We start from the raw sequence: 25,971 nt of genomic DNA, 5'->3' as shown, positions 1-25,971 counted from the left end.
GGGGCAGTAGGGAAAGAGTGAGAAAATATACCCCTTTCCTCTACTTTTCACTGGCCTACTTCGAGGGGAAGCCTACAGAAGCATCTCTACCGCGCAAGTAATTAATTAGAGCGGTGTCGGGGTTGGTGTACCGTAGCGCGAACTGTGTAGTTCGCGTCCCCGCGCCGCTAGCTCGTTCTGGCACGCAAACGACACAGTTCGCGCTACTGACCGCACGTACACTGACGTCGAAACGGCTGTAGTATTGCGGTAGAGATGCTTCGGCTCCGCTCAGCATGACCGCCTAACAAGACAGCCTCTTACTGCGGGACCAGGAGCGGGCCTTTGGGCTGCGTCCCACCGCCCTGCGCTTGCAGCCAGGCCAGCGCGGCGTGCACATCCTCAAACTGCTCAATGGCCATGTACGGGCGCAGCGCGGCCACAAATTGGTGGCTGGCGAACAGGTTTTCGCGGTCGGGCGAAAACAGATAAGCCATGGCTTTCACCCCAGCGGCCAGAGCCAGGGGCAGCCACTCGTATTGCAGCCAGGGCAGGGCGTCGCTCCAGTCGCCGCCAGTGTCGCTTTTGTCGTTCAGGATGAGCGAGTAAGTGAGCTGATTGCGCCAGCGCCCTCCGTTTTGCACGCCCCGAATTACCTCGGCCCCCGTTAGCTGCCCGTGCCAGCGCACGTACAGTAGCTCGGCATTGGGGTAATAAAAATATTCTGCCAGCGCTGCGCCGTGGGTGTCTTCGAGGGTCAGGAGCTTGGTGGGCAGAGGAGAAGCCATAGCCATAATAGGGTGCAGCAAAACCTATAGGATGGGTCAAATATATAAGGCGGTTAATAAACGTTTTGTTATTCAGCCCAGATACTACCTTTGGGGTTCTGCTTTCACTCGTCTTTTTTCGTTCGTAGCGCATGCACATTGCCATCGTCGGCAACATTGGGGCCGGTAAAACCACGCTGGCCCATAAGTTGGCTCAGCATTTTCGCTGGGAAGTTTTTCTGGAAGACGTGGATGACAATCCCTACCTGAAGGATTTTTACCACGACATGCCCCGTTGGGCCTTCCACCTCCAGGTGTATTTCCTCAACGGCCGCTTCCGCCAAACCCAGCGCATCAAGGAGTTGCAAAAGGCCGGCCGGGGCATCATCCAGGACCGCACCATCTACGAAGATGCCCACATCTTCGCGGCCAATCTGCACGAATCGGGCCTGCTCGAAACCCGCGACTACAACAACTACTACGCCCTGTTCGAGTCGATGGTGGACCTGGTGGCGCCGCCCGACCTGCTGCTCTACCTCCGCGCCGACCTGCCCAAGCTCATCAGCCAGATTGAGAAGCGCGGCCGCGACTACGAGAACAGCATCAGCATCGAATACCTCAAGAACCTCAACGAGCACTACGAAAAGTGGATTGGCACCTACAACGCCGGCCGCTCCCTCATTGTGGACGTGAGCGAACTCGACTACGTGCGCAACCCCGAAGACCTCGGCACCATCATCGACAAGATAAATAACACGCTGTTCGGCCTGTTTTAGCAGGCTGACTCCAGTCTAAAAAGAACGTCATGCTGAGCGCAGTCGAAGCATCTCGCGTGTGGTAGTAATCCATCTGATTGGGTTTACTAATGCATGCGAGATGCTTCGGCTGCGCTCAGCATGACGTTCTCCTTTTACGGCCAATCAGCCGGTTACTCTGCGCTGGGTAGCGCTTCATTGAAAAAGTCAACCAGCGGGCGTGCCGCCGCAATGGCCGCCACCAATTGGTCCACAAAATCGGGCGCCAGCACTTCGGCATCGGAATAAAAGCGACCCGCTCCAAATGTCTTCAGGCGGAGCCAAGCCAAATCGGGGTCATCGGTTGCGTAGCCGCGCGGCGGCCGGGTCAGCTGCGGGCCGGTGGTATCGAGCCCGTCGGGAAAATAGCGCAGCAGCTCCGGCGCCTGCCGCAGCCGGTGAAACGCCTCGCCGTTGTAGTGGATTTCCTGCCGGATGGCCGTCACCATCTCGGGCGTGGGGTGGAAGGTGCCCGCGCCCAACCAGCTCTTTCCCTCCGGCTGAATGGCTAGGAAATACCCCGCCCGTGGCGCGTGCCGCCCGCCCAGCTTGAGGCCGGCACCCATGCGGCGCTTGTAGGGCTCGGGGTCGCGGTGGGCCCGGTCGTTTTTGTGCAGCCGAAACATCACGTCGGCGGTGGTTAGGTTGGCCAGGTCGGGGTCGGTTGCTGCCACGCGGGCCAGTAGCTGGCGCACCAGCTCGGTGCAGGCGGCGCGGGCGCGCTGATAGTCGGGGCGGTTGGCGGCCATCCAGGCCGTGTTGTTATTGGCCGCGAGCCGGGCCAGAAAATCCAGCAGAAAGTCAAGTTCCATGCAAAAGCTCCGGTGAATGCCCGGAACCGCCAAAACGCGACACTGGCGCCCGGAGTTGCCGCAATAGCAACCGCGCCATTCTACTTGCGGCTGAGTACCGTTAGGGCATCGCCTATGCGCAGGTGTCCCGCAGTGGGCCCGGTCACGTTCTGGCCAAACAGCGTACTGTTTTCAGCCTTCCGGTACGTGGCCAGCGTGCGCAAAGGCTCGCCCACCGGGCTTTTGGTGGCCGTGGCCTGGTCGATGGTGGTGAGCACGCACCGCCCGCAGCCGCGCACCGCCCGAAACGGCACCTCGCCAATGCGGAACTGCTCCCAGTCATCGTCCTCATACGCCGCCCCGCCTTCGAACACTAGGTTGGGCCGAAAGCGGTTCATGGGCACGGGCTCGGCCAAGCGGGTGTTCAAATCGGCCAGCGCCGCCTCGCCCGCCAGCAGAAACGGGTAGCCATCGGCAAAGCTCACCAGCTGGCCTTCGGGATTGAGCGCGGGCTCCACATCGCGCCGCACCATGTCCGACATATAAACCAGCCGACAAGGGCGGCCCAGGGCTTCGGCCAGCCACGCATCGGTCTCCGGGGTGCCGCGCCAGGCCCAGAGAATATCGTCCCACACCGTCACAAACAGCGTTCGGTCGGGCGTGGCTTCAAAAGGAATGTACAGCGGCAGCAAATCGGGCCGCTGCCGGTGCGAAATCAGGAAGCCGTTGTAAGCCGGCGTAACCGCCAGCAAAGCCAGCTCCGGGTGCTGCCGCTGCGTCAGGAAGCGGTTGCGCTCGTCCACTAGCAGCCAGCGGCGGTCGTGGCGCAGGCCGCGGGCCGTTACCTCGGCCTCGGACACGGCGTAGCCCCCCAGGGACTTAACAGGGTAGAGGTACAGGCCGGTGAGCGTGAGGGAAGCAGACATGCCCGCAAAAGTACCGGTATCGGGCCAAGTGGTGCAATGACGGCCCAGCGAAAGGGAAAATTCGGGCTCATCCAGCGCTTGGACTGAGCGTTAAATAAATTAACGCCCCGCCCGCTGTTATTCCACCACCAGCAGGTCGGCGGCCCGCACAAAGGCTACTCGCCGTTGCCACTCCACGCGGTACCAGATGTCCTGGCGTCCCAACACCGGCAGCCGGTCGCCCAGGGCAGCCGTGCTCAGCCAGGCCGCGCCGGCCCCCGGTCCCGCCATCAGGGCCGCCCCCGAACGCGCCACCAGGCCCGCGGGCACCGGCCGCAGGGCGTGCAGGTAAGTCCCCAGCAGCGCCACATACGCCGCATAGCCCAGCCAGGCGCCGCGCGGCCCCCGGCGCCACAGCAGCCAGATGGCGCCCACCACTGCGCCCGCCAGCAGCGCCTGCAAGCCGGGGTAATAGTAGCGCTGCGCCTGTACGCGCAATTCCTGCTGCCAGGTAGCCGGGTAGCCCACCAGCCGGTGTTGGGCCGCCAGCGCCGCCATTTGCCGCCAGGTATGCACCCGCGGCTGCCTGGCCTGCGCAAAGCTCAAATAAAGCAGGGCGGCCGGGTAATGCCCTAGCTGCTGCTGCGCGTACGCCATTTTGAGCAGCAGCGCGGCCGATACCCGCTGTTGCCCCCATACCTGCTGGTGATACACGGGAGCCGCCGCGGCGTATTGGCCCGCGGCAAAGAGTGAATCGGCCATACGCAGGCTTAAGGGCGAACCAACCTTGGCCGCAACTGAGGTTTTTTTTTCAGGCCCTTTTGCACCCAATGCCCAGATAGGCAGCATGATTAATCCCAGCAAAAGAGGCCGCACTGGAAGAAAAGAGACTTTTTTTTGAATCAAGGTTGTGTAATTCGGGAGGTCGTCGTACTTTTGTGCCCACAAAAAAGGTATCGCCTTTTGAAGTGACAAGGTACCGATTCTGTAGCTCAGCTGGTAGAGCAGTACACTTTTAATGTACGGGTCCTGGGTTCGAATCCCAGCGGGATCACAGCAAAGCGCCCCATTCTGAAAACAGGATGGGGCGCTTTCGTTTTGATGGGTCCAGCTGCCGCCAGGTTTTGATTAGTTGTTTCTGAAATTGGCAAAGCAAAAACCGACTGTCATCCTGAGCGCAGCGAAGGACCTTATCACAGCTGAACAACTGCTTTTCGAACGTAATAAGGTCCTTCGCTGCGCTCAGGATGACAATGGCTAGCAGCTACTTCAGCAGTTCGTGCAGCACGGTTTGCATGGAGATGGTGCGGTTGCCGGCTTCCTGGATGATGAGCGAGCCAGGCGCGTCGAGCACGGCGTCGGACACTTCCACGTTGCGGCGCACGGGCAGGCAGTGCAGGAATTTGGCGCCGTCGGTCAGGGCCATGTGCTCGGGGGTGAGCATCCAAGCGGGGTCGTTGCCCAGCACCTGGCCGTAGTCGAGGTAGCTGCTCCAGTTCTTGGCCTGCACGTAGTCGGCGCCTTCGAGGGCTTTCTTTTGGTCGTACTCGATGCGGGCGCCTTTGGTGAATTTGGGGTCCAGCTCGTAGCCCTCGGGGTGGGTGATGACGAAGTCGACCCAGTCGATTTCCGAGAACCAGTCGCAGAAGGAATTGGGCACGCACTGGGGCAGGGCGCGCACGTGCGGGGCCCAGGTAAGCACTACTTTCACGCGCTCCTTCTGCTTGGTTTCGGCCACCGTGATGAGGTCGGCGAACGACTGCAACGGGTGCAGGGTGGCGCTTTCTAGGCTGATGACGGGCACGGTGGCGTACTGCAGAATCTTATTGAACACGACCTCGCCGTAGTCCTCAGCCTTGTCCTTAAGGGTGGGGAAGGTGCGCACGCCCAGCACGTCGCAGTACTGGCTCATCACCGCGATGGCGTCCTTGATGTGCTCCTGGGTGCCGCCGTTCATCACCGCGCCGTCGGCCATTTCCAGGGTCCAGGAGTCGGCGCCGGCGTTGAGCACCCAGGCTTGCGCGCCCATGTTGTAGGCCGCCTTCACCGAGCTGAGGCGGGTGCGCAGGCTAGGGTTGAAGAAGATGAGGCCGACGGTTTTGTTGCGTCCGATGTGCTGGTAGCCATAGGGGTTGGCCTTGATTTCTAGCGCTTGCTGCAACAGGGCTTTGTAGTCGCCGGCATCGGCGAAGGAGGTGAAGTTTTTCATTCGGGTTATTAGGAAAATAGAACGTCATGCTGAGCTTGTCGAAGCATCTCTACCGCTTCGTTGAATCGGCGGATTACTCCTGCGGTAGAGATGCTTCGACAAGCTCAGCATGACGTTCTGCTGTTTACAGGCAAGTTGGCCTAAGACTACATCGCCTTATACTCGTTCCAGCTTTTAATCTTCAAATCCTTCATTTCCAGCGAGCAGAAGGCTTGAATAAACGCCTTCGCCAGCCGTGCATTCGTCAGCAAACCGACGCCGAAATCCACGGCCGTGCGGCGGATTTTGTAGTCATTATCCAGCTCGCCTTTCGACAGGTTTTTGGGAATATTGATGACCAGGTCAATTTTCTTTTCCTTCAGGTACGTCAGCACGTTGGGCTCCTGCAGCTCGTCGGGCCAGAAGAGGAGGCTGCTGGGGATGCCGTTTTCGGCGAAGAAGCGGTGCGTGCCCTGGGTGGCGTACACGGTGTAGCCTTTCTTGATGAGCAGCGCGGCGGGCGCGAGCAGGGCCACTTTGGAGATGATGGGGCCGCCAGAAATCAGCACCGATTTCTGCGGGATTTTGTAGCCCACGCTCAGCATCGATTTCAGCAGGGCTTCCTCGGCGGTGTCGCCCAGGCAGCCCACTTCGCCGGTGCTCACCATGTCGACGCGCAGCACCGGGTCGGCGCCGGGCAGGCGGGTGAACGAGAACTGCGGGGCCTTCACGCCCACGAAGGGCAGGTCGTAGACCCGCTCGCTTTCGTCGCGCTCCACGTGTTTGCCCAGCAGCACCTGGGTGGCCTTTTTGATGAGGTTGTTGCCCGATACTTTCGACACGAACGGGTAGCTGCGCGAGGCCCGGATGTTGCACTCAATCACGCGGATTTCGCCGTTTTTCTCCAGAAACTGGATGTTGAACGGGCCGCTGATTTCGTAGCGCTTGGCAATCTTTTCGGCGATGATTTTCAGCTTGCGGATGGTGCCCACGTACACCCGCTGGGGCGGGTAGTACATGGTAGCGTCGCCGGAGTGCACGCCGGCAAACTCCACGTGTTCCGAGATGGCATAGCTCACAATGTCGCCGTGGTCGGCCACCGCGTCGAGCTCAATTTCCTTGGCTTCCTGAATAAATTCCGACACCACCACCGGGTATTCGGAGCTTACTTCCACAGCGGTTTGCAGGAAGGCCTCCAACTCGAAGTTGTTAGAAACCACGTTCATGGCCGCGCCCGACAGCACGTAGCTCGGCCGGATGAGCACCGGGAAGCCGACTTCGCGCACGAACTCGTACATGGCATCCAGCGAGGTTAGCTCCTTCCAGCGCGGCTGGGCAATGCCCAGCTCGTCCATGATGCTGCTGAACTTGTGGCGGTTCTCGGCCTCGTCGATGCGGGCCGGCGCGGTGCCCAGGATGGGCGCGTTGGCGTCGGCCAGGCGGGTGGCGAGGTTGTTGGGAATCTGGCCGCCGGTGGAGAGAATCACGCCCTCCGGCTGCTCAAAGTCCAGGATGTCCATCACCCGCTCGAAGCTCAGCTCCTCGAAATACAACCGGTCCGACACATCGTAGTCGGTCGAAACGGTTTCGGGGTTGTAGTTGATAATGATGGTTTTGTAGCCCTCGGCTGCCGCCGTTTGCACGGCCTGCACGCCGCACCAGTCAAACTCCACCGACGAGCCGATGCGGTACACGCCCGAGCCCAGCACCACCACCGACTGCGCGGTTTCGCGCGTCAGGTCGTTTTCGGTGCCGTGGTAAGTGGTATATAGGTAGTTGGTTTTGGCCGGAAATTCGGCTGCCAGTGTGTCAATCTGCTTCACCACGGGCAGCACGCCCAGCGCCTTGCGGCGGGCGCGCACCCGCAGCTCGTCGGCCTTTACGTCGCCTTCGCCCAGCAGCTTCACGGCAATCTGCTGGTCCGAGAAACCGGCCTTTTTCACATCACGCAGCAGCTTGGTTTCCAGCCCATCCACGCCTGCGCTACGGCCGGCGGCCAGCTGCTTGCCCAGCTCGAAAATGGTGGACAAGCGCTGCAAAAACCAGTGGTCAATCTTGGTCAGCTCGTGCACCTGCTCCAGCGTGTAGCCGGCCTCGAAGGCGCTGTTGATGGCGAAGATGCGCTCCTCGTTCGGCTCGCTCAGGAGCTGGTCGATGGCGGCGTTATCCAGGTCCTCCTCGGGCCGGTTGGCTACGAAGCCGCGCTTGCCGGTGTCCAGCATCCGCAGGCCTTTCTGGATGGCTTCCTCGAAAGATTTGCCGATGGCCATGACCTCGCCCACGCTCTTCATAGCGCTGCCAATCTGGCGGTTAACGCCCGCAAATTTGCCCAAGTCCCAGCGCGGCAGCTTCACCACCACGTAGTCGAGCGCCGGCTCGAAGAAGGCCGAAGTCGTCTGCGTCACGCTGTTTTTTAGCTCGGCCAGCGAGTAGCCCAAGCTCAACTTGGCGGCCACGAAGGCCAGCGGGTAGCCCGTGGCCTTGGAGGCCAGCGCCGAGGAGCGCGACAGGCGCGCGTTCACCTCAATCACGCGGTAATCCTCTGAAACGGGGTCGAGGGCGTACTGAATGTTGCACTCGCCCACGATGCCCAGGTGGCGGATGGTCTTGATGCCGATGCTGCGCAGCTTGTGGTACTCTCGGTTGCTTAGCGTCTGCGACGGGGCCACCACGATGCTCTCACCGGTGTGGATGCCGATGGGGTCGAAGTTCTCCATGTTGCAGACGGTGATGCAGTTATCATAGGCATCGCGCACCACTTCGTACTCCACTTCCTTCCAGCCCTTCAGCGATTCTTCCACCAGAATCTGGTCGGAAGTGGTGAAGGATTTTTGGGCCAGCGCCCGCAGCTCGTCCATGTTGTTGGCGAAGCCGCTGCCCAGGCCGCCCAGCGCAAACGCCGCCCGCACGATGATGGGGAACCCGATTTTCTCGGCCGCCGCCAGCGCGTCGTCCATCGTCGTCACGGCCACGCTGCGGGCCGAGAGCACGCCAATCTGCTCCAGCTTCTCCTTGAAAATATCCCGGTCCTCGGTGTCGATGATGCTCTGCACGGGCGTGCCCAGCACCTGCACGTTATACTTCTCGAACACGCCGGCGCGGTACAGGGCCACGGCGCAGTTCAGCGCCGTTTGGCCGCCAAAGGCCACCAGAATGCCATCGGGCTGCTCCTTTTTGATGACTTCCTCCACGAAGTAGGGCGTCACGGGCAGGAAGTACACGTCGTCGGCAATGTTGTCCGACGTCTGCACGGTGGCAATGTTGGGGTTGATGAGGATGGTGCGGATGCCTTCCTCCTTCAGCGCCTTGAGGGCCTGCGAGCCGGAATAGTCGAACTCCCCGGCCTCGCCAATTTTCAGCGCGCCGGAACCAAGGATGAGAACTTTGTTGGGTTTGTTCATTCTAAGGAAGTTGTTCAAAAGGAACGTCGGGGATAGTAAGCAGAAAAGGCGAACTACTTTAGAGTTTCTGTTGAACCGAGAAAAAGTTGCTAAATGAAAAAGCTTTTAGGTCTTATTTTCTTCTGCACAATCACAAATCAATTGCTAGCGCAGGCTTATCAGGCAAAGAATTCAATGCGTACTCGCGTGATTCCAGTCCCAGATGCTGCAGTTAGAAAATTTAAAAAGAATTATCCGAAAGCTCAGATTGATTCGTGCTATGTGTATGGCGGTGATGCAAACCCAGAAGGCGAATTCATGTTCTATTCAATGCAGAATAACCGGGTGGTAAATGCGTCCTATGATAGAGATGGTAAGCCTGTTGAATTAAAATTGGAAATCCCAATTGAAGAATTGCCAAAACCAACTCAAAATATAATTGCGCAAAACGGCGTGAATGCGCAAGGTGTAGGAAGAGCGTATAAGGAGATTACTTGGTTTCCTAAGCAAATCAGAGCGAATCGCAGGAGGAAGAAAATGAAAACAATGAAAGTGGAATACATGGTGGAGTTTGCCGCTGATTACAAAGGCGAGAAACTCACTGTACCAATGTATTTCAATGAATCAGGTTACCAAGCAAATCCTGGGTTTCGGTAGAATTGATGCAGGCGAAGCGGGCAAGATGCTTCGCTGCGCTCTGCATGACGCTCTGGTTTTGTCGTTCTTATTTGGCCTGCGTCTCCTTATACTCCACCACCGCTTTCAAAAAGTCATCAAACAGAAACTCCGTATCCTGCGGGCCGCCAGCGGCTTCGGGGTGGAACTGGGTGGAGAAGAATGGCTTGGTTTTGTGCTTGATGCCTTCGCAAGTGCCGTCGTTCAGGTTCTCGAACAGCATGTCCCACTCGGCCGGCAGCGTTTCGGTATCTACCGCGAAGCCGTGGTTTTGGCTGGTGATGTAGCAGTGCTGGGTGCCGGTGAGCTTCACGGGCTGGTTGTGGCTGCGGTGGCCGTATTTCAGCTTGAAGGTGTCGCCGCCCGCCGCCAGGCCCATGAGCTGGCTGCCCAGGCAGATGCCGAAAATCGGCTTGTCCTGTTGCAGGGCTTTTTTAAGATGAGCGATGGTGGCTTCGCACATTTTAGGGTCGCCAGGGCCGTTGCTCAGGAACAGGCCGTCGTAATCGAGGGTCGTGAAATCGTAGTCCCAGGGCACCCGAATCAGCTCCACGTCGCGCTCCAGGAAGCAGCGGATGATATTGGTTTTGGTGCCGCAGTCCACGAGCACGATTTTGTGCTGGCCGTGGCCGTAGTGCTGCACGCCGGGGGGGCTCACCTGGGCCACCAGGTTGTCGAGGTTGGGGTCGTGCAGAGGCACATCGGTTTCGGCCACGATTTTGCCCAGCATGGCGCCTTTCTCGCGCAGCTTCTTGGTAAGCATGCGGGTATCGACGCCGAAAATGCCGGGGATGTTGTACTCCTTGAGCCAGTCGCCGAGGCTTTTGGCGGCGTTCCAGTGGCTGTGCTCCTCGGAGTAGTAGTTCACTACCAGCCCGGCAATGTGAATTTTGTCGGACTCGAAAATCTTCGAAATCGACTCGTACAGCTCCTCGCCGGGCACGCCGTAGTTGCCCACCATGGGGTAGGTGAGCACCAGAATCTGGCCGGCGAAGGATGGGTCGGTGAGGTTTTCGGGGTAGCCGGTCATGGCCGTGCTGAATACCACTTCGCCCGCGGCGGAGGTGAAGGCGCCGAAGGAAGTGCCCTCGATTTCAGTGCCGTCTTCGAGGATGAGTTTGACCTGTTTCGTATTTTCCAAGGTAGTATTAAGATTAAAAAAAAGGCTGAATGCGAAGCGCTTCAGCCTTTTTCCTATTGTTGATATTTTACTGACCGTACGCTGTCGTTAAGCAGCTTTACTAGTATCATACTGCCATCGGTATCAGGCAGCTGATAGGCCATTACCAGCAAGGAATCGGCCTTTGATTTTTCCCAATAGGTAGAATCAGGCGTCGATAGCGTCTGCAAAACCTGCTGCCGCGTCATGCCTTTTTGGGCCTGGCTCACCCGGCTTATGCGATTGAACGTGTTGTAAGCCCCAACGAAGTATTTCAAATAAAGCCCGTATCCGACCGACAAGCAGCAGCAGATAATGATGACCATAGTTGAAGGTTTCATTGGGGCAGGTGGCTAAGTCAGATTCGACTTCGCACCACAAAGATGCGGCGGCGCAGCAAAAAAATTAGTCAAGTGCCGAGGCTTGTTGAATAATTTCTACCGATTTTTCCGTCAGCACATACAGCGCCTGCAGGAACCGGTCAATCTCTACCTTGCTGATATTCAGCGGCGGTAGCAGCCGGAGTACCGTGGGGTCGGAGGCGTTGCCCACGAAAATGTGGTGTTCCGAGAGCAGCTTGTCGCGCACGTCCTTGATGGGGAAGTCGTACTTGATGCCCACCATCAGGCCCCGGCCGCGGATTTCTTCGGCGCCGGCGTGGGCCAGCAGCTCGGTGCGGAGGTAGTCGCCCATTTCGGCGGCGTGGGCCAGCAGGTTTTCCTGCTCAATGACTTCGAGCACGGCCAGGGCGGCGGCGCAGGCCAGGTGGTTGCCGCCGAAAGTGGTGCCCAGCAGGCCGTAGGAGGCTTTCAGCTCCGGCGCAATGAGGATGCCGCCGATGGGGAAGCCGTTGCCCATGCCCTTGGCCACGGAAATGATATCGGGCCGGATGCCGGCGTGCTGGTGCGCGAAAAACTTGCCGCTGCGGCCGTAACCGCTCTGCACTTCGTCGGCAATCAGGATGACGCCGTACTGCTGGCACAGCGCCGCCAGGCCTTGTAGGAACTCATCAGACGGCATAATGATGCCGCCCACGCCCTGAATCGGCTCGATGATGACGGCGCACACGTCGCCGCCTTGCAGCGTGGTTTCTACCGCCGCCAGGTCGTATTCCAGGAAGCTGATGGCGTGGCCGGCGTTGAAGGGCGCGACGATTTTCGGGTTATCCGTAGCCGCCACCGCGCCCGAGGTGCGGCCGTGAAACGCGCCTTTGAACGCCACCACGCGGGTTTTGCCGGTGTGGAAGGAGGCCAGCTTCAGCGCGTTCTCGTTGGCCTCGGCCCCCGAGTTGCACAGAAACAGCGCGTAGTCTTCGTAGCCCGATACCTGCCCCAGCTTGTGCGCCAGCTGCGTCTGAATCGGAATCTGCACCGAGTTGGAGTAGAAGCCGATGTTTTGCAGCTGCTCGGTAAGGCGCTGCACGTAGTGCGGGTGGCTGTGGCCGATGGAAATAACGGCGTGGCCGCCGTAGAAATCCAGGTATTCCTGGCCCTGGTCGTCCCACAGCTTGGCGCCGAGCGCCTTTACAGGCGTGATGTTGACGAGGGGATAAACGTTGAAAAGCTCCATTTTTATTAGCTGTTTAAGCTGAAATAAGAACGTCATGCCGAGCGTAGCCGAGGCATCTCGCGTGCATTACTAATTCAATTGTTGCAACGATTTTGATTACTTCCACAAGCGAGATGCCTCGGCTGCGCTCGGCATGACGTTCAGAGAGTGTATTACAAAAGCCCGGCCTTGAGATTAAGGCCCGTCGTCTCCGGCAGGCCAAAAATCAGGTTCATATTCTGCACTGCCTGGCCCGACGCGCCTTTCACCAAGTTATCAATCACCGAGGTAATTAGTAATTGCTTGCCCTGCTTCTGCACATGCAGCAGGCATTTATTGGTGTTCACCACCTGCTTGAGGTGAATTTCCTTGTCCGACACCGTGGTGAACGGCGCGTCAGCATAAAACTGCTTATACAGCTCCCTGGCCTCGTCCTGCGTCAAATCCGAGGGCGTGTAGACGCTGGCGAAAATGCCCCGCGAGAAATTGCCGCGGTAGGGGATGAAGTGAATTTCAGCTTCTGACTGCGGCTGTAGTTGTGCCAGACTCTCGCCGATTTCGCCGAGGTGCTGGTGCGTAAAGGGCTTGTAGATGGACACGTTGTTCGAGCGCCACGAGAAATGCACCGTTTCCGACAGGCTCTGGCCCGCGCCGGTCGAGCCGGTGATGGCCGAGACGTGGATGTCATCGGTGAGCTTACCGGCCTTCGCCAGCGGGAGCAGCGCCAGCTGGATGGCCGTGGCGAAGCAGCCGGGATTGGCAATGCTCTGGGCCTGCTGGATGCGGCTTTTGTTCAGCTCCGGCAGACCGTACACGAACTCGCGGCCTTCAAACTCGGCATCCGCATTCAGGCGGAAATCGTTGCTCAGGTCGATGACATGCGTGGTTTCGGGCAGGGTGTTTTTCTGGAGCCAAGCTTTGGAATTGCCGTGGCCGAGGCATAGAAATACCACGTCCTCATCGCCGGCCAACTCGGAGGTGAAAGCCAAATCGGTTTCCCCCACCAGGTCGTCGTGTACTTGCGAAACCGGGTTGCCGGCGTTTGAAGAACTCACGATGCCGCCCAGTTCCACAAATTCGTGGTGCAGCAGAATGCGAATGAGCTCGCCGGCGGTGTAGCCGGCCCCGCCCACGATGCCGGCCTTAATTTTCATCGTGCAGGCTGGCGCTAATTTTCAGCTGGTTGCCGAAAATCTTGATGAAACCACGGGCGTCGCGGGCATCCCAGGCGTTGTTTTCCTCGCCGTAGGTAGCCACTTTCGACTGCATCATATCGTATTTCGACTCGATGCCAAGCAAATCGAATTGATAAGGCTTGAGCTGCACGAATACCTTGCCCGAAACGTGGTTTTGCGACGATTCAAGGAAGGCTTCCATGTCGCGCATCACCGGGTCGAGGTACTGGGCCTCGTGCAACAGCGTGCCGTACCAGTTGGCGATGTAGTCCTTGTGCAGCAACTGCCAGCGGGTGCTGGTGTGCTTCTCCAGCAAGTGGTGGGCCTTAATAAGGATAAGCGGCGCGGGGGCCTCGAAACCCACGCGGCCCTTGATGCCTAGGATGGTATCGCCCACGTGCGTGTCGCGGCCGATGGCGAAGGCCGAGCCTAACTCGTTCAGCTTCTGAATCAGGGCCACCGGCTCTAGTTTTTCGCCATTCAGCGCCACCGGCTCGCCTTTTTCGAAGGTGATTTCCACCCGCTCCGAATCCTGCCGCTGCAATTGCGACGGGTAGGCGCTTTCCGGAAGGGCCTCGTGCGAAGTCAGCGTTTCGACGCCGCCTACGCTGGTACCCCAGATGCCTTTGTTGATGGAATATTTCGCCTTTTCCCAGCTCATTTCGAAGCCGGCTTTTTGCAGGTATTCGATTTCAGCCTGACGCGACAGTTTCAGGTCCCGGATGGGCGTGAGGATTTCCGTTTTGGGCGCGATAACCGAGAAAGCCACATCGAAACGCACCTGGTCGTTGCCGGCGCCGGTGCTGCCGTGCACGATGTAGTCGGCCTCGTTGGCGCGGGCATACTCGGCAATAGCCAGCGACTGAAACATGCGCTCAGCGCTCACACTTAGCGGGTAAGTGTCGTTTTTCAGCACGTTGCCAAACAGCAGGTAGCGCAGGCAATCGTGGTAAAAGCGCGTGGTCACGTCAATTACCTCGTGCTTTACCGAACCCAATTCGTAGGCACGCTTCTCGATGGCGGCTAATTCATCGGCCGTGAAACCGCCGGAATTGACAATTACCGTGTGCACTTCCAGGTTGAGGTCGCGCGACAAATACACGGCGCAAAACGAGGTGTCGAGGCCGCCGCTATAGGCGAGAATGGCTTTTTTCTTCATTAGGATGCAGAGTCGGTTGCAGAGGATGGAGTAGGAGCAGGGTCGGTGCCAATGGGCAGCGGTGGGGTGAGGTGAGCGGCAAAATCCGGCACTTGAACTTGCACAAGCTTGTCGGCGGCGTCGTAGAGCATGCCGGTGCAAAGGCACATCTTGCGCTCGTTCTCCATCAGGATGCCGTAGTTTTTGCAGCTTTTGCAGCCTTTCCAGAAGTCTTCGCTGTTGGTCAGCTCCGAGAAAGTCACAGGCTCGTAGCCCAGGTCGGTGTTGATTTTCATCACGGCCAGGCTGGTCGTGATACCGAAAATCTTGGCCTGCGGGTACTTGGTGCGCGACAGTTCGAACACGGCCTGTTTGATGGCCCTGCCCACGCCGCCCTTGCGGATTTCGGCGTTCACAATCAGACCCGAGTTGACGACAAAGGTCTTGTCGTCAAAGGTTTCGATGTAGCAAAAGCCCGCGAGCTGGTCGTCGACGAATGCAATAATTCCGTCGCCGCTGGCCATTTTCTGGGCCACGTAAGCCGGCTCGCGCTTGGCGATGCCGGTGCCCCGCGTTTTGGCCGACTCAACGTACCATTGGCATAATAAGTCAGCGTACTGCGCGTCCGCCTCCGTTGCAACCCGAATTGTCATTGATTATTAAAAACTTAGGGATAGATACGTGGCTGTCCGGAAAACCCGTTCGTCGTTTATACGGGAATCTCCTGCTAAAGCCCAAACCTGTCTGTAAGTAGAGCGGATACTAGCCCGGCTCAAAAGGGCTGGCCAAGGGGCCAACATGCGGCTGCTGAAGCCGCTAGGGTCGTCGCACCAGAGCGCAAGTCGTTTGGCACACGCCGGCTACACCCAGCCGAGCGGCGGTGGGGAGCATCGAAGACGTGGAAACGGGGAGGGGCATGGCGGAAACTAAGTCGATTCGGCGCTGTAACGAAGCCGCGAACCAAGTGGTTCAATTCTGCCGCAAAGGTAAAAGGCCCTACTTTTGCCCACAACATTTCCCGCATTATTTTTGAATTAACCGCTGTCGGCCTTGAGGGTTGCGCGCTAGTGAAGCTGAGATGAAGCCCGAGTTGAAGATATTTAAAATTGGCGGCGGCATAATTGACAACGAATCCGATTTGCTGGAATTCGTGCGGTTATTTTCCGAAATAAGTGGACCCAAAATTCTCGTGCACGGCGGTGGCAAAGGCGCCAGCGAAATGATGAAAAGCCTGGGCATTGCCCCGCGCATGGTGAATGGCCGCCGCATTACGGACGCCGCCACACTGGATTTGGTAACCATGTTCTACGCCGGCAAAACCAATAAGCAAATTGTGGTGGCGCTGCAACGACACGGGGTCAACGCGCTGGGCCTCAGCGGTGCCGATGGCAATGTTATTCAGGCCGTGAAGCGTCCGGTGCGCGAAATTGATTATGGTTTTGTAGGCGATTTGAGCGAAGCCAGCGTGAATACGAACCTGATTCATCAGTTTCTGGCGCTGGGGCTGACGCCGGTATTCTGCCCGATAAATCACGACGGACACGGCCAATTATTAAATACCAACGCCGATACCATTGCTGCTTCCGTGGCAAAGGCTCTGAGCAAGCAATACGCTGTAGCGCTGCATTTCTGCTTCGAGAAGCGTGGCGTGTTAATAGATATGCATGACGAAAATTCGGTGATTCCAACAATCAATCTTGCGAATTATGCCGAATTAAAAGAAAGCGGAATTATTGCCGACGGCATGCTGCCGAAATTGGAAAATGCATTTGATGCGTTGCAGTTTGGCGTCGATAAAGTAATTATTGAGCACGCGCTGCACATCAACGATAACCTGAAAACAACGCTATGCCTGACCTGATAAATCAATTGTGCGACGAAGCCGTTGATTTATTAATTCGGCTTATTCAAACCCCTTCATTCTCTCGCGAAGAAGCGGCCACTGCTACCCTGATTCAGGAGTTTCTCGTCGCGCACGGCGTGGCGGCAAAGCGCCAGCAGAACAATGTGTGGGCGGTTTCCTCGCAATTTGATGCCAACAAGCCCACTATCCTGCTCAACTCGCATCACGACACCGTGAAAGCCGGCGCGGGTTGGAAATACGACCCTTTTGGAGCGGTGCTGGAAGGCGATAGATTGACCGGATTGGGAAGCAACGACGCAGGTGCTTCGGCAGTAAGCTTACTGGCAACATTTCTGTATTTGCAGGATAAGCCTAACGCGTTTAATTTAATTTGCGCAATCACCGCTGAGGAGGAAATTTCTGGCCCAAACGGTATTCGCAGCGTATTGCCGGAATTAGGGAAAATTGACCTTGGTATTGTGGGCGAGCCCACGGGCATGAACCTCGCCATTGCCGAAAAAGGCCTGATTGTGCTGGACGCTATTGCGCACGGCAAAACGGGGCACGCTGCCCGCGATGAAGGTGAAAATGCCTTGTATAAGGCATTGGATGATATTCAATGGCTGCGGCAATTTCAGTTTCCGGCGGTGTCGCCACTGCTGGGGCCCGTGAAAACGACGGTGACGCAGATAAGCGCCGGCACGCAACACAACGTGGTGCCCGACCGCTGTCAGTTTGTGATTGACGTGCGGACGAATGAGCTGTATCAGAACCAGGAAATTGTCGATTTTCTGCGCAGCAAATTGCAGTCGGAAATTGTGCCGCGCTCAACGCATTTAAACTCCTCGCGCATCAGCGAAAACCATCCGCTGATACGCAAAGGATTGGCCATGGGAAAGGCAACTTACGGCTCGCCGACGCTGTCGGACCAGTCGATGATGCCGTTTGAAACCCTGAAAATGGGGCCGGGCGAAAGTGCCCGCTCACATACGCCAGATGAATTTATTCTGGTGAGTGAAATTCGAGCGGGCATTCGGGATTATATCGAACTATTAAGCGGGCTGGCGCCGTAGGCTCAGGCCTGTTCCAGCGCGCTGATTTCGATTTTGCGCATTTTCATTAGGGCCGCGATTTTGCTTTTAGCGCGCGCGGGGTCGTCGCTGCGCAGCAACTGGCCAAGGTTGGCTGGGGTGATTTGCCACGACACGCCAAACGGGTCTTTGAGCCAGCCGCATTGGCCCGGCTGCCCGCCGTTGGCGGTGAGCTTATTCCACAATTCGTCAATTTCTGCCTGGCTGTTGCAACTCACCGCCAGCGAAATGCCATCGGTGAAAGTGAAGTGTGGGCCACCGTTCATGGCCACGTAGCGCTGGCCGGCCAGCTCGAACTCAACGGTCATCACGCTGCCGACGGGCAGGTGAGCGCCTTCCGCGTAATAAGTGGTGTTGAGGATGGCGGAATCCTTAAAAAGGCTGGTGTAGAGCTTGGTGGCGGCATCGGCCTGGTCGACGTAGGTGAGGAAGGTGGTGATTTTCTGCATGGCTTTCTTTGGGGCAAGTTTGGCCAAATGTAGTGCTTGGCCAGGGCCGATGGGCTGGATAAACGCGGCAAGTTGCGGGGCATTTGCGCCAAGTTTTGCAGGCTCACACAGGTGCTGGGCGGCGTGCTTATGGGCAACTGAAAGAGGCGGCGCTACCTTTGCCGGCATGAAAATCTGGGAGAAAGGCATTGCCGTTGATAAGAAAATCGAGCAGTTCACCGTGGGGCACGACCGGGAACTGGACCTTTATCTGGCCAAGTTCGACGTGCAGGCTTCCAAGGCGCAAGCCAACATGCTGGCGAAGGTTGGACTGCTGAGCGAAGCCGAAAACCAGCAGCTGCAGCGGGGGCTGGATGAACTGGCCGCTGAGATTGAGGCCGGTACATTCACCATCGGCGAGGAGTTTGAGGACGTGCACTCCAAGATTGAGTATTACCTCACCGAAAAATTTGGCGACGCAGGCAAGAAAATCCACACGGCCCGCTCGCGCAACGACCAGGTACTGACGGCTATTCAGCTGTTTATAAAGGACTATGCCGAGCGCACAGCAGCCCAGATGCTGGCGCTGGCCGAGGTGATGCTGCAAAAGGCCGAAACGCACAAAAACGACCTGCTGCCGGGCTATACGCACTTTCAGGCGGCCATGCCGAGCAGTTTTGGGCTGTGGTTTTCGGCTTATGCCGAGCATTTGCTGCTGGACCTGGCGTTGTTTGAGGCGGCGCACAAGGTAGCCGACCAAAACCCGCTGGGTTCGGGCGCGGGCTTTGGCAGCAGCTTCCCCATCGACCGCGAGATGACCACCCGCGAGATGGGTTTTGGCAGTGTGGCCGTGAGCAGCGTGGGTGCCCAAATGCTGCGCGGCAAAACCGAGAAAACCCTGGCCTTCGCCATTGCGGGCGCCGCGGGCACGCTGGGCAAGCTGGCGTATGATTTGGTGATGTACAACAGCCAGGATTTGGGTTTTGTGACGCTGCCGAAGGAGTTCACCACGGGCTCCAGCATTATGCCGCACAAGAAAAACCCCGATGTGTTTGAGCTGGTGCGCGGCCACGCCAACCGCCTGCAGGCGCTGCCCAATGACATCATGTTGGCTACCAGCAACCTGCCTAGCGGCTACCACCGCGACTTTCAGCTGCTGAAGGAGCTGCTGTTTGGGCCCATGGTGCAGTTTGCCGACCTGCTGGATATGCTGCTGTTTGCGCTGCCCGAAATCAAGATTAAACCCGGCGTGATTGAGCAGGCGAAATACGACCCGATTTTCTCCGTCGAGAATATCAATCAGCTCATCATTGCCGGGGTTCCGTTTCGTGATGCTTACCAGCAGGTAGGCCGCGCCGTGGAAGACGGCAGCTACGTGCCGCACCGCGAATTTCGAACCACGCACTTAGGCAGCGTGCACAATCTGGGGCTGGTCGAAATTGCGGCCAAGGCAGCACGTTGGAAAGACCAGAGCCCGCTGTTTAAACCATCGGAAGCATAACCAACGGTGGGCACCAGGCAGCGGGCGGCTTGGCATTCCAAGTCGCCCGCTTTTTAGGTTTAGGCCCACACCAACACCACCGTGCCGGCCAGAATAAGGCCCGCGCCCAGCGCGCCGCGCACCGAAAGGGTTTCGCCCAGAAACACCACGGCCAGCAACAGCGACAGCGCGACGCTCAGCTTATCGACGGGAGCCACTTTACTGACCGGCCCCAGCTTGAGGGCGCGGAAGTAGCACAGCCATGAGGCGCCCGTGGCCAGGCCCGACAACACCAGAAAAAGCCAGGTGCGTTGCGTGAGCGCCGGCAGCCCCGCCGTGGCGCCGCGGGCAATGGCAATGCCCCAGGCCAGCAGCAGAATCACGACCGTGCGAATGGCCGTAGCCAAATCGGAATCAACGCCTTTGATGCCGATTTTGGCAAAAATGGCGGTCAGAGCGGCGAAGAAGGCCGAGAGCAGGGCGTAGGGAATCCACATGGAATGAGGGAATAATGAAGTGGTACAGTTGCTTGGGAAGGCAGTACGCCAGGAACCGGAAGTCGGCTAGGAAGATGGGAGATTGGTCGATGTTAGTTGCCGGTTGAGGGGGCTGGAAACGTGGTTTGGGATGAAATAGAGGCGGTCGGCAGGACGGGTTTGCAACCAGACTTCGCGGGAAAGGCCTCTTTCAGGCATACAACACCATTCATCTTCCTATGAAAAAAACACGCTTACTGGCAGTATTGCTGCTGATTTTGGCCAGTTTGAACAGCTGCACCAAAGATTCTACGACCATTGACTACGTGGTGGGGGCCTGGTACAGTCGCTCGCAGTTTGAAGGCCTGGCCCGGAGTGGCGCCGTGAGCTTCGTGCTGAACGGCAAAGCCTACGTGGGCCTCGGCACCGATGGCACCGACAAGTACACGGATTTCTGGGAATACACGCCCGGCACCAATACATGGAAGCAGCGGGCTTCGTTTCCGGGCGTGGGCCGCTACAACGCGGTGGCCTTTGCGGCCAACGGCAAAGGCTACGTGGGCACCGGCTACGACGGCCTGAACCGCCTGAAGGACTTCTGGGAGTACGACCCCGCCACCAATGTCTGGACTCAGAAGGCCGACTTTGGCGGCACCGCCCGCTACAGTGCCGTGGCCTTTGGCCTCAACGACAAAGGCTACGTGGGCACGGGCTACGACGGCAACTACAAAAAGGACTTCTGGCAGTTCGACCCGCTCGCCAATACCTGGACGCAAAAACCCAGCTTCGGGGGCAATAAGCGCATGGGCGCCGTGGCTTTTGTGGTGAATAACGAGGGGTATATCTGCACCGGCCTCGACAACGGCACCTACGAAACCGACAACTGGAGCTACAACCCCGGCACCGAAACCTGGACCGAGCACCGCAAGCTGGAAGGCACCGCCACCAACGGCGATGGCTTCGACTTCAGCGCCGTGCCGCGCACCAATGGCGTGGCGTTCAACATCGGCAACATGGGCTACGTGGCCCTGGGCACCAAAGACACGCAGCTGGGCAACTGCTGGGCCTACAGCCCGTCGGACGACAACTGGTACCAGAAAACGGATTTCGGGGGCTCGTCGCGGACGGCGGCCGTCGCGTTTGGCCTAGGCACCTACGGCTACATCGCCTTGGGCGCCAGCGGCAGCACCCGCTACGACGACCTCTGGGAGCTTGAGCCCGATGCCGATGTGGACTAAGCGCCCGCTTCGAGGGGCCGCTTCCGACGAGATGCGGCCCGCTTGCCCGGCCTACCTGGGGACCGGATGGCGCTGGGCGGTGGGCCTGCTGCTGGCCCTGGCCGCCACCGCCTGCGACCCCGTGGGCAACATCACGGTGGGCGTGCCCGCTACCAGCACGGGCAGCAATGCCTACTACGTGGACACGTTCACGGTGCGGCTGGCCACGGTGTGGCACGACTCGGTGGCTACCTCCTCGGGCGACAACCTGCTGGTGGGCCGCTACCACGACCCGCGCCTGGGCACCATCATGGCCCGCAGCTACGTGCGCGTGGGACTGGGCACGGCCTACGCGCCCGATGCCGACGAAGTATTCGATTCGCTGGTGCTGGTGCTGAAGCCCGATGCCTACCGCTACGGCGACACCACGCAGCTGCAAAGCCTGGAAGTGCACCGCCTGCGCGACCCCTTGGTGGATGCGAAAACCTACTACACCTTCAGCCAGCTCGGCTACGATGCAACTGTTCTCAACCAAGGCCCGAGCGCCCGCCCGTTCAAGGCCCAGCCCAGCCGGCGCACCCTGCGCCTGCGCCTGGCCGATGCCCTGGGCCAGGAGCTGCTGACCACCGGCAAGGCCGGCCGCCTCACCACCGAAGCCGAGCTGTACGACCGGCTGGCAGGCCTCGTGCTAACGCCCGCCGCCACCGACAATGCCTCCCTGATTCGGAGTCAGGTCAGTACCGAGGGCGGGGGCCTGGTTATTTACACGCACCTGCCCTACGACCCGTTGACGGTTATTTCCCGCGGTTTTGACCTGTCTACCGGGGCCAAGCATTTCTACCAAGTCACGGTGGACCGCACGGGCACGTTGCTGGCCCCGCTCACTGCGTCGCTGCAAGCCCTCGACGTGGCCCGCACCGCGCAGGAAAGCTACATTGACGGCGTGTTGGGCCTGCAAACCAAAGTCGAAATTCCATACCTGAACGACCTGCGCAGCTTTGGCTCGCTGGTGAGCATTGTGCAGGCTAGCCTGACGCTGGAAGTGGTGCCGGGCTCCAGCACGCGCTACCTGGCCCCGCCCACCGCCCTCACGCCCTACCTGAGCGGACGGGGCAACCAGCAGGGCCTGCCCATTGCCAACAGCAGCGGCCTCACCGTCAGCATTCCCTACCAGTACGGCGTGTCGAAGCTCACGGGCCTCGATACCGGTTCCTACGAATTTGCCATCACCGATTATTGCCAGGCCGTGGTCAACCACACGCTCGATAACAACGGGGTGCTGCTGGTTTCTTCGGCCGCTTCCAGCCCGGAGCGGGTGGTGCTCGGGGGCCCCAAGCGCAACGAAAACCGCCTGAAGCTGGCCTTGTATTTTCTGAATCATTAGCCCCCAGCTGCTGGCTGCTGCGGCGGTGCTGGCAAGGGATAATTTCACGAAAAACAACGAGTTATTGGAAAACGAAGCGCCGGGCTGTCTGCTGTCATTCAGCGGGCAGCCCGGCGCTGGTGGGCGGGCGCCGCCACCAAATGCGGGGTTTTGCTGTTAAAGGCATATGTCCACCACGCCCACCCGCCGCCCCGACCTGCTTCGCCTCGACTACGACACCTACCGTGCGCTGCCCGCCGTGGCCAATTCGGACCTCTCGCGCCTGCGCGATGCCCTGGACGGCCGGCCCCCACGAACCCAATCGACATCGAACGAGGGCGCGCTCAGCTTTGGCACCGCTTTCCACACGGCCCTGCTCGAGCCGGCCGACTACGTAGCCGGCCAGCCCGGCCTGAACGATACCTTGGTCTGGTGGCTGGTGGAAGGCGTGAAGCTCAACGCCCGCCTGGCCGAGCTGCTAGAGCAGGGCCAGCCCGAAATGAGCGTCCTGTTCACGGAACCCCAGACCGAAACCTTCTGCAAGCTGCGCGCCGACCTGGTGGTGAACCAGCCCGACCAGCCCTTTACCATCATCGACTTCAAAACCACCAACGCCCGCGATGCCGACCACTTCCTCTGGCAGTGCTCGGCCTACGACTACGACCGCCAGGCTGCCTTCTACACCGACGCCTTGAGTGCCGACCGATTTTTACTGGTAGGCGTCCAGAAAAACGAGCCCTTCGGAGTGTTTACCATTGAAGTGAGCGAGCAAATGCTGGCCGAAGGACGCCGAAAGTACCAGCACCTGCTGCGCTTGCTGAAAGCACCTGGTACCGCGCCCGCCTACCGTGCCGAGGCGGTGCAAGCGGCCATAAATGCGCTGGGCCAGGGCGAATAAGTTGCAGCTGCAAAAACGTCACCCCGCATTTAATGCGGCTTGGGAGCTTGGGCCTGCATCTGTTTTCGCAGCAGGTAAGCGGTGCTCCGCATGGTCTCATCGAGGCGGCGGACCTCGGCTTCGGTGGGTGCGGCAGAATGAGCGGATTTGGCAGGCGCCGATTTGCGGGGTATTGCATTGGACAGCCAACGGGCATACAACGCCTCAACTGCCTGGCCCGGTAGCCGGTGGGTGAGGGGCGGAGCCGCGCCAGATTTCTGTGGGTATTGAGCCAGCATCCGCTTCATTTGGTGGTCGAAAGGGATGCTGCGCAGCCGCAGGTCGGTGATGGAGATGATGCAAATGCCTTCCTCGGCCCTGAGCCGGAGCGTGAAAACGGCGTACCGGAGCATCGGGTAGACGCCCTTGGGGTCGAGCGGAGGACTCACCCCCGCCACGTACACCGGCGGGGGCGACTGCGGGTCAAACACCAGCACGGAGCCGGTAAAGATGGTTTCGCCGGGCGCAGCTGGTTCGTGCGGGCGCGGCATGCCCAGCGTATCCGCTGGCGTGAGCGGGTAATCGAAGTAAAGCAGGTTCCGGGCAAAGGTGTCGTAGGCGGCATCGAGCAGCTGTTTGGCCGAAACGCCCGGCGCATAAGCCGTGTCGCGGTACGTCACCCGGCCCGAGGTCGCCACCGGCAAAGCAAAGCGCCATGCCGACGTCTGGGGCTTTGGAACAGTACGAGGCTGGGCGCAAAGCCCAAGAGGCGAGGCAAGTAGCCCGAGCAGACAGTACCGTTTCATCATTGGTTCAAAGTAAGGAATGGCCATAACAATGAGTCTACCGCGCTTTCGGAGTTAGTGTGTATGCGACACCATGTAGGGCCTGCCCCCGCCCGGCTAGTGGCGCCGTCTCAACGATTCCGTGCAACGACGGGCGGGGACAGGCCCCGCCCCTACATGGTGTCGCATATACACTAACTCCGAATCTGCTCTAGTTGAGCCTTGTTTTAAAAAATATACCACTTACTTACTAACTAGTAAGTAAGTGGTATATTTGTACCGATATGCTGACTCCTGCTACTCCTTCGCTTGTTCCCGATACCCGCACGCGCATTCTCGACCTTGCGGAAGATTTTCTTCTGGAGCGCGGCTTCAACGCCTTCAGCTACCAGCACCTGGCCAAAGAGCTGGGCGTGAAGCCGGCCGCTATTCACTACCATTTCCCCAGCAAAGACGACCTGGGCACGGCCCTGGTAGCGCGCCAGCTGCGCCGCCTGCGCAAGTGGCGCGACCTGCCCCGCGTGGCCGACCTGCCGCCTCAGCAACAGCTCGAAGCCCTGCTGGCCGTGTATGAAAACCACCTCGGCCACGACCGCCGTGTGTGCCTGTTTGGCTCGCTGGCGGCCGACTTCCGCACCTTGCCCGCCCCCATGCAGGCCGAGCTGCGCACCTTCAACCGTGAGCTGACCGAGTGGCTGGCCCAGGTGCTGGCCGTGGGCCGGGCCACCGGCACGCTGCGCTTTGTGGGCAGCCCGGCGGCCAAGGCGGCGCAAGTGCTTACCACGTTGGCGGGGGCCTTGCAGGTAGCGCGGGTGCACGATGAAACGCCGTTCCAGGTGATAGTGGGCCAACTGCGGCTGGAGCTTTTTGCTTCGTAAATGCTTGGAGCACATGCTTTGGCCTGTGCATTTGAATGGTTGATTTTAGCACACCCCGGCACAAGCTGCAGCATGTGCTACAACCCTGCGACCGCATGACCAATACCTATTCGCCCGCCCACGAACTATTCACGACCGAAACGCCGCCCACGCCCGTGGCGCCTTCGGTGCGTTATCCCTCACCGCCGCCGGGCCTGCGGTGGCTGCGCTGGCAGCTGCAAGCGCTGTGGGCCGTGACACCAGCGTTGGCTTTCCGGCAGGCGTGGCGGCTTTTTACTACGCCGCGCCGCTTGCCTGTCAAGGATTGGGAAGCGCCCGCGCTGGCCGATGCTCGCCGCCGAGCCGTGGCGCATAGCACCGGCCAGCTTGCCGTGTATGAATGGGGTGAACCAACCGCCCCGGCCGTGGTGCTGGTGCACGGTTGGGAGCACCGGGCCAGTTTCTGGCGGGCCTGGGTGCAGCCCTTGCTGGCGGCCGGCTACCGCGTGGTGGCGTTGGACGGTCCGGCGCACGGCGCCTCCAGTGGCCGGCAAACCACGCTTATCGATTTTGGCAGCGCCGTGCAGGCCGTGGTGGATACGGTGGAGGAGGTGCGCGCCGTCGTGGCCCATTCGTTTGGGGCGGCCTCGGTGGCCGGGCTGCCGGTGCAGCTGCCAGATGCTGCCCCGCTGCCGCGCCTCGTGCTGATAAGCGCGCCGCTGAACCCCCGCGTGGTAGCCGGCCGCTTCGCCGATTTCCTGGGTTTGCCCAATAACCTGGTGACACGCTTTGCTGACCACATTCTGCGGGAAACCGGCCGGCCCGCCGATTCCTTCGCCGTGGCGGCCGCCGGACCCGCTACCGGGGCCGAAAAAGTGCTGGTGTTGCACGACGAAAGCGACGAAATCATTCCTTTTGCCGAAGGAGTGCAGATTGTGGCCGACTGGCCTGGGGCCGTGCTACAAGCCACGCGCGGCCTCGGCCACAACCGAATTCTGCGCGATGCTGCTGTGGTGCAATCCGCTGTAACGTTTATCAGCGAATAGTGGCGGCCT

At 59.4% G+C, this 25,971-nt stretch carries 25 protein-coding genes and 1 tRNA gene; 11 read left to right on the top strand and 15 right to left on the bottom strand.

Annotation, left to right across the window (positions count from 1 at the left end; all coding sequences use genetic code 11):
• Positions 1-299 precede the first annotated feature (299 nt).
• Positions 300-767 carry a hypothetical protein gene (locus tag JKL48_RS07765; RefSeq protein WP_201980931.1) on the bottom strand — a complete coding sequence of 156 codons (468 nt, stop codon included), beginning with the start codon at positions 765-767 and terminating at the stop codon, positions 300-302.
• A gap of 131 nt (positions 768-898) precedes the next feature.
• Here JKL48_RS07765 and JKL48_RS07760 point away from each other — a divergent pair, with 131 nt between their 5' ends.
• Entirely contained in the window at positions 899-1,522 is a 624-nt protein-coding gene (locus JKL48_RS07760; RefSeq protein WP_201980929.1) for a deoxynucleoside kinase, read from the top strand.
• Between the two features lie 152 nt (positions 1,523-1,674).
• Here the strand turns inward: JKL48_RS07760 and JKL48_RS07755 are convergent, their stop codons facing one another.
• From JKL48_RS07755 to JKL48_RS07745, 3 genes are all read right to left on the bottom strand, one after another.
• A complete protein-coding gene (locus JKL48_RS07755; RefSeq protein WP_201980927.1) occupies positions 1,675-2,352 on the bottom strand; it encodes a DUF2461 domain-containing protein in 678 nt (225 codons plus the stop codon).
• 80 nt (positions 2,353-2,432) lie between these two features.
• Positions 2,433-3,257, bottom strand: a complete 825-nt coding sequence (locus tag JKL48_RS07750; RefSeq protein ID WP_201980923.1) for an MOSC domain-containing protein — start codon at positions 3,255-3,257, stop codon at positions 2,433-2,435.
• 117 nt (positions 3,258-3,374) lie between these two features.
• Entirely contained in the window at positions 3,375-3,998 is a 624-nt protein-coding gene (locus JKL48_RS07745) for a hypothetical protein (RefSeq protein WP_201980918.1), read from the bottom strand.
• Positions 3,999-4,217: 219 nt separating this feature from the next.
• On the opposite strand from JKL48_RS07745, the gene JKL48_RS07740 reads away from it, so the two are divergent.
• Positions 4,218-4,290, top strand: a tRNA-Lys gene (locus JKL48_RS07740).
• A 210-nt stretch (positions 4,291-4,500) separates the two neighbouring features.
• Here JKL48_RS07740 and JKL48_RS07735 read toward each other — a convergent pair.
• Positions 4,501-5,445 carry a Rossmann-fold NAD(P)-binding domain-containing protein gene (locus tag JKL48_RS07735; RefSeq protein WP_201980916.1) on the bottom strand — a complete coding sequence of 315 codons (945 nt, stop codon included), beginning with the start codon at positions 5,443-5,445 and terminating at the stop codon, positions 4,501-4,503.
• A gap of 146 nt (positions 5,446-5,591) precedes the next feature.
• On the bottom strand, positions 5,592-8,825 hold the full coding sequence (gene carB / locus JKL48_RS07730; protein WP_201980913.1) for a carbamoyl-phosphate synthase (glutamine-hydrolyzing) large subunit: 3,234 nt from the start codon (positions 8,823-8,825) through the stop codon (positions 5,592-5,594).
• 93 nt (positions 8,826-8,918) lie between these two features.
• On the opposite strand from carB, the gene JKL48_RS07725 reads away from it, so the two are divergent.
• Entirely contained in the window at positions 8,919-9,461 is a 543-nt protein-coding gene (locus JKL48_RS07725; RefSeq protein ID WP_201980911.1) for a hypothetical protein, read from the top strand.
• A 67-nt stretch (positions 9,462-9,528) separates the two neighbouring features.
• Here JKL48_RS07725 and carA read toward each other — a convergent pair whose 3' ends face one another.
• The 6 genes from carA to JKL48_RS07695 form a co-directional block, all read right to left on the bottom strand.
• Positions 9,529-10,620: a glutamine-hydrolyzing carbamoyl-phosphate synthase small subunit gene (gene carA / locus JKL48_RS07720; RefSeq protein ID WP_201980908.1), complete on the bottom strand. Its 1,092-nt coding sequence runs from the start codon at positions 10,618-10,620 to the stop codon at positions 9,529-9,531.
• Between the two features lie 53 nt (positions 10,621-10,673).
• The gene (locus JKL48_RS07715; RefSeq protein WP_201980905.1) at positions 10,674-10,964 is read right to left on the bottom strand and encodes a hypothetical protein; all 291 of its coding nucleotides are present in this window, start codon (positions 10,962-10,964) and stop codon (positions 10,674-10,676) included.
• Positions 10,965-11,043: 79 nt separating this feature from the next.
• Positions 11,044-12,207 carry an aspartate aminotransferase family protein gene (locus JKL48_RS07710; RefSeq protein ID WP_201980902.1) on the bottom strand — a complete coding sequence of 388 codons (1,164 nt, stop codon included), beginning with the start codon at positions 12,205-12,207 and terminating at the stop codon, positions 11,044-11,046.
• Positions 12,208-12,359: 152 nt separating this feature from the next.
• Positions 12,360-13,340, bottom strand: coding sequence for an N-acetyl-gamma-glutamyl-phosphate reductase (argC, locus tag JKL48_RS07705; RefSeq protein WP_201980899.1), 981 nt, complete (start codon positions 13,338-13,340; stop codon positions 12,360-12,362).
• On the bottom strand, positions 13,330-14,520 hold the full coding sequence (gene argG, locus JKL48_RS07700; protein ID WP_201980897.1) for an argininosuccinate synthase: 1,191 nt from the start codon (positions 14,518-14,520) through the stop codon (positions 13,330-13,332). The genes argC and argG overlap by 11 nt, the downstream gene beginning before the upstream one ends.
• Positions 14,520-15,152: a GNAT family N-acetyltransferase gene (locus JKL48_RS07695; RefSeq protein ID WP_201980895.1), complete on the bottom strand. Its 633-nt coding sequence runs from the start codon at positions 15,150-15,152 to the stop codon at positions 14,520-14,522. Before JKL48_RS07695 ends, argG begins: the two co-directional genes overlap by 1 nt.
• A gap of 425 nt (positions 15,153-15,577) precedes the next feature.
• Here JKL48_RS07695 and argB point away from each other — a divergent pair, with 425 nt between their 5' ends.
• Both argB and JKL48_RS07685 read left to right on the top strand, forming a co-directional pair.
• A complete protein-coding gene (gene argB / locus JKL48_RS07690) occupies positions 15,578-16,360 on the top strand; it encodes an acetylglutamate kinase (RefSeq protein WP_201980894.1) in 783 nt (260 codons plus the stop codon).
• On the top strand, positions 16,348-17,415 hold the full coding sequence (locus JKL48_RS07685; protein ID WP_201980893.1) for a M20 family metallo-hydrolase: 1,068 nt from the start codon (positions 16,348-16,350) through the stop codon (positions 17,413-17,415). Before argB ends, JKL48_RS07685 begins: the two co-directional genes overlap by 13 nt.
• Before the next feature lie 2 nt (positions 17,416-17,417).
• Here the strand turns inward: JKL48_RS07685 and JKL48_RS07680 are convergent, their stop codons facing one another.
• Positions 17,418-17,882: a VOC family protein gene (locus JKL48_RS07680; protein WP_201980892.1), complete on the bottom strand. Its 465-nt coding sequence runs from the start codon at positions 17,880-17,882 to the stop codon at positions 17,418-17,420.
• Between the two features lie 166 nt (positions 17,883-18,048).
• Between JKL48_RS07680 and argH the strand changes: the two genes are divergently transcribed.
• The gene (gene argH / locus JKL48_RS07675) at positions 18,049-19,362 is read left to right on the top strand and encodes an argininosuccinate lyase (RefSeq protein WP_201980887.1); all 1,314 of its coding nucleotides are present in this window, start codon (positions 18,049-18,051) and stop codon (positions 19,360-19,362) included.
• Between the two features lie 59 nt (positions 19,363-19,421).
• On the opposite strand, the gene JKL48_RS07670 is transcribed toward argH, so the two are convergent.
• Positions 19,422-19,838 carry an EamA family transporter gene (locus JKL48_RS07670; protein WP_201980885.1) on the bottom strand — a complete coding sequence of 139 codons (417 nt, stop codon included), beginning with the start codon at positions 19,836-19,838 and terminating at the stop codon, positions 19,422-19,424.
• A gap of 218 nt (positions 19,839-20,056) precedes the next feature.
• Between JKL48_RS07670 and JKL48_RS07665 the strand changes: the two genes are divergently transcribed.
• From JKL48_RS07665 to JKL48_RS07655, 3 genes are all read left to right on the top strand, one after another.
• Positions 20,057-21,055 (top strand): Kelch repeat-containing protein, encoded by a 999-nt coding sequence (locus tag JKL48_RS07665; RefSeq protein ID WP_236668658.1) that lies wholly within the window; start codon positions 20,057-20,059, stop codon positions 21,053-21,055.
• A 31-nt stretch (positions 21,056-21,086) separates the two neighbouring features.
• Positions 21,087-22,418, top strand: coding sequence for a DUF4270 family protein (locus tag JKL48_RS07660; RefSeq protein ID WP_201980883.1), 1,332 nt, complete (start codon positions 21,087-21,089; stop codon positions 22,416-22,418).
• Positions 22,419-22,584: 166 nt separating this feature from the next.
• A complete protein-coding gene (locus JKL48_RS07655) occupies positions 22,585-23,295 on the top strand; it encodes a PD-(D/E)XK nuclease-like domain-containing protein (RefSeq protein ID WP_201980881.1) in 711 nt (236 codons plus the stop codon).
• A gap of 29 nt (positions 23,296-23,324) precedes the next feature.
• Here the strand turns inward: JKL48_RS07655 and JKL48_RS07650 are convergent, their stop codons facing one another.
• On the bottom strand, positions 23,325-23,972 hold the full coding sequence (locus JKL48_RS07650) for a hypothetical protein (RefSeq protein WP_201980878.1): 648 nt from the start codon (positions 23,970-23,972) through the stop codon (positions 23,325-23,327).
• 371 nt (positions 23,973-24,343) lie between these two features.
• On the opposite strand from JKL48_RS07650, the gene JKL48_RS07645 reads away from it, so the two are divergent.
• Together JKL48_RS07645 and JKL48_RS07640 are read left to right on the top strand one after the other, a co-directional pair.
• Complete coding sequence (locus JKL48_RS07645; protein WP_201980876.1) at positions 24,344-24,937, top strand: TetR/AcrR family transcriptional regulator; 594 nt, start codon at positions 24,344-24,346, stop codon at positions 24,935-24,937.
• A gap of 95 nt (positions 24,938-25,032) precedes the next feature.
• Positions 25,033-25,962 (top strand): alpha/beta fold hydrolase, encoded by a 930-nt coding sequence (locus JKL48_RS07640; RefSeq protein ID WP_201980873.1) that lies wholly within the window; start codon positions 25,033-25,035, stop codon positions 25,960-25,962.
• Positions 25,963-25,971 lie beyond the last annotated feature (9 nt).

The organism is Hymenobacter rubidus (genome assembly GCF_016734815.1).
Lineage (GTDB): Bacteria > Bacteroidota > Bacteroidia > Cytophagales > Hymenobacteraceae > Hymenobacter > Hymenobacter rubidus.
This window is presented reverse-complemented; position numbering and strand designations above follow the sequence as displayed.

Excerpts from the sequence above, each read along its gene's own strand:
- JKL48_RS07655 (WP_201980881.1), top strand. The coding sequence starts at position 22,585 with ATGTCCACCACGCCCACCCGCCGCCCCGACCTGCTTCGCCTCGACTAC.
- JKL48_RS07640 (WP_201980873.1), top strand. The coding sequence starts at position 25,033 with ATGACCAATACCTATTCGCCCGCCCACGAACTATTCACGACCGAAACG.
- argB (WP_201980894.1), top strand. The coding sequence starts at position 15,578 with ATGAAGCCCGAGTTGAAGATATTTAAAATTGGCGGCGGCATAATTGAC.
- carB (WP_201980913.1), bottom strand. The coding sequence starts at position 8,825 with ATGAACAAACCCAACAAAGTTCTCATCCTTGGTTCCGGCGCGCTGAAA.
- argH (WP_201980887.1), top strand. The coding sequence starts at position 18,049 with ATGAAAATCTGGGAGAAAGGCATTGCCGTTGATAAGAAAATCGAGCAG.
- argC (WP_201980899.1), bottom strand. The coding sequence starts at position 13,340 with ATGAAAATTAAGGCCGGCATCGTGGGCGGGGCCGGCTACACCGCCGGC.
- JKL48_RS07685 (WP_201980893.1), top strand. The coding sequence starts at position 16,348 with ATGCCTGACCTGATAAATCAATTGTGCGACGAAGCCGTTGATTTATTA.
- JKL48_RS07665 (WP_236668658.1), top strand. The coding sequence starts at position 20,057 with ATGAAAAAAACACGCTTACTGGCAGTATTGCTGCTGATTTTGGCCAGT.
- JKL48_RS07745 (WP_201980918.1), bottom strand. The coding sequence starts at position 3,998 with ATGGCCGATTCACTCTTTGCCGCGGGCCAATACGCCGCGGCGGCTCCC.
- JKL48_RS07670 (WP_201980885.1), bottom strand. The coding sequence starts at position 19,838 with ATGTGGATTCCCTACGCCCTGCTCTCGGCCTTCTTCGCCGCTCTGACC.
- JKL48_RS07695 (WP_201980895.1), bottom strand. The coding sequence starts at position 15,152 with ATGACAATTCGGGTTGCAACGGAGGCGGACGCGCAGTACGCTGACTTA.
- JKL48_RS07755 (WP_201980927.1), bottom strand. The coding sequence starts at position 2,352 with ATGGAACTTGACTTTCTGCTGGATTTTCTGGCCCGGCTCGCGGCCAAT.
- JKL48_RS07765 (WP_201980931.1), bottom strand. The coding sequence starts at position 767 with ATGGCTTCTCCTCTGCCCACCAAGCTCCTGACCCTCGAAGACACCCAC.
- argG (WP_201980897.1), bottom strand. The coding sequence starts at position 14,520 with ATGAAGAAAAAAGCCATTCTCGCCTATAGCGGCGGCCTCGACACCTCG.
- JKL48_RS07725 (WP_201980911.1), top strand. The coding sequence starts at position 8,919 with ATGAAAAAGCTTTTAGGTCTTATTTTCTTCTGCACAATCACAAATCAA.
- JKL48_RS07715 (WP_201980905.1), bottom strand. The coding sequence starts at position 10,964 with ATGGTCATCATTATCTGCTGCTGCTTGTCGGTCGGATACGGGCTTTAT.
- JKL48_RS07750 (WP_201980923.1), bottom strand. The coding sequence starts at position 3,257 with ATGTCTGCTTCCCTCACGCTCACCGGCCTGTACCTCTACCCTGTTAAG.
- JKL48_RS07645 (WP_201980876.1), top strand. The coding sequence starts at position 24,344 with ATGCTGACTCCTGCTACTCCTTCGCTTGTTCCCGATACCCGCACGCGC.
- JKL48_RS07660 (WP_201980883.1), top strand. The coding sequence starts at position 21,087 with ATGCGGCCCGCTTGCCCGGCCTACCTGGGGACCGGATGGCGCTGGGCG.
- JKL48_RS07735 (WP_201980916.1), bottom strand. The coding sequence starts at position 5,445 with ATGAAAAACTTCACCTCCTTCGCCGATGCCGGCGACTACAAAGCCCTG.
- JKL48_RS07710 (WP_201980902.1), bottom strand. The coding sequence starts at position 12,207 with ATGGAGCTTTTCAACGTTTATCCCCTCGTCAACATCACGCCTGTAAAG.
- JKL48_RS07680 (WP_201980892.1), bottom strand. The coding sequence starts at position 17,882 with ATGCAGAAAATCACCACCTTCCTCACCTACGTCGACCAGGCCGATGCC.
- JKL48_RS07760 (WP_201980929.1), top strand. The coding sequence starts at position 899 with ATGCACATTGCCATCGTCGGCAACATTGGGGCCGGTAAAACCACGCTG.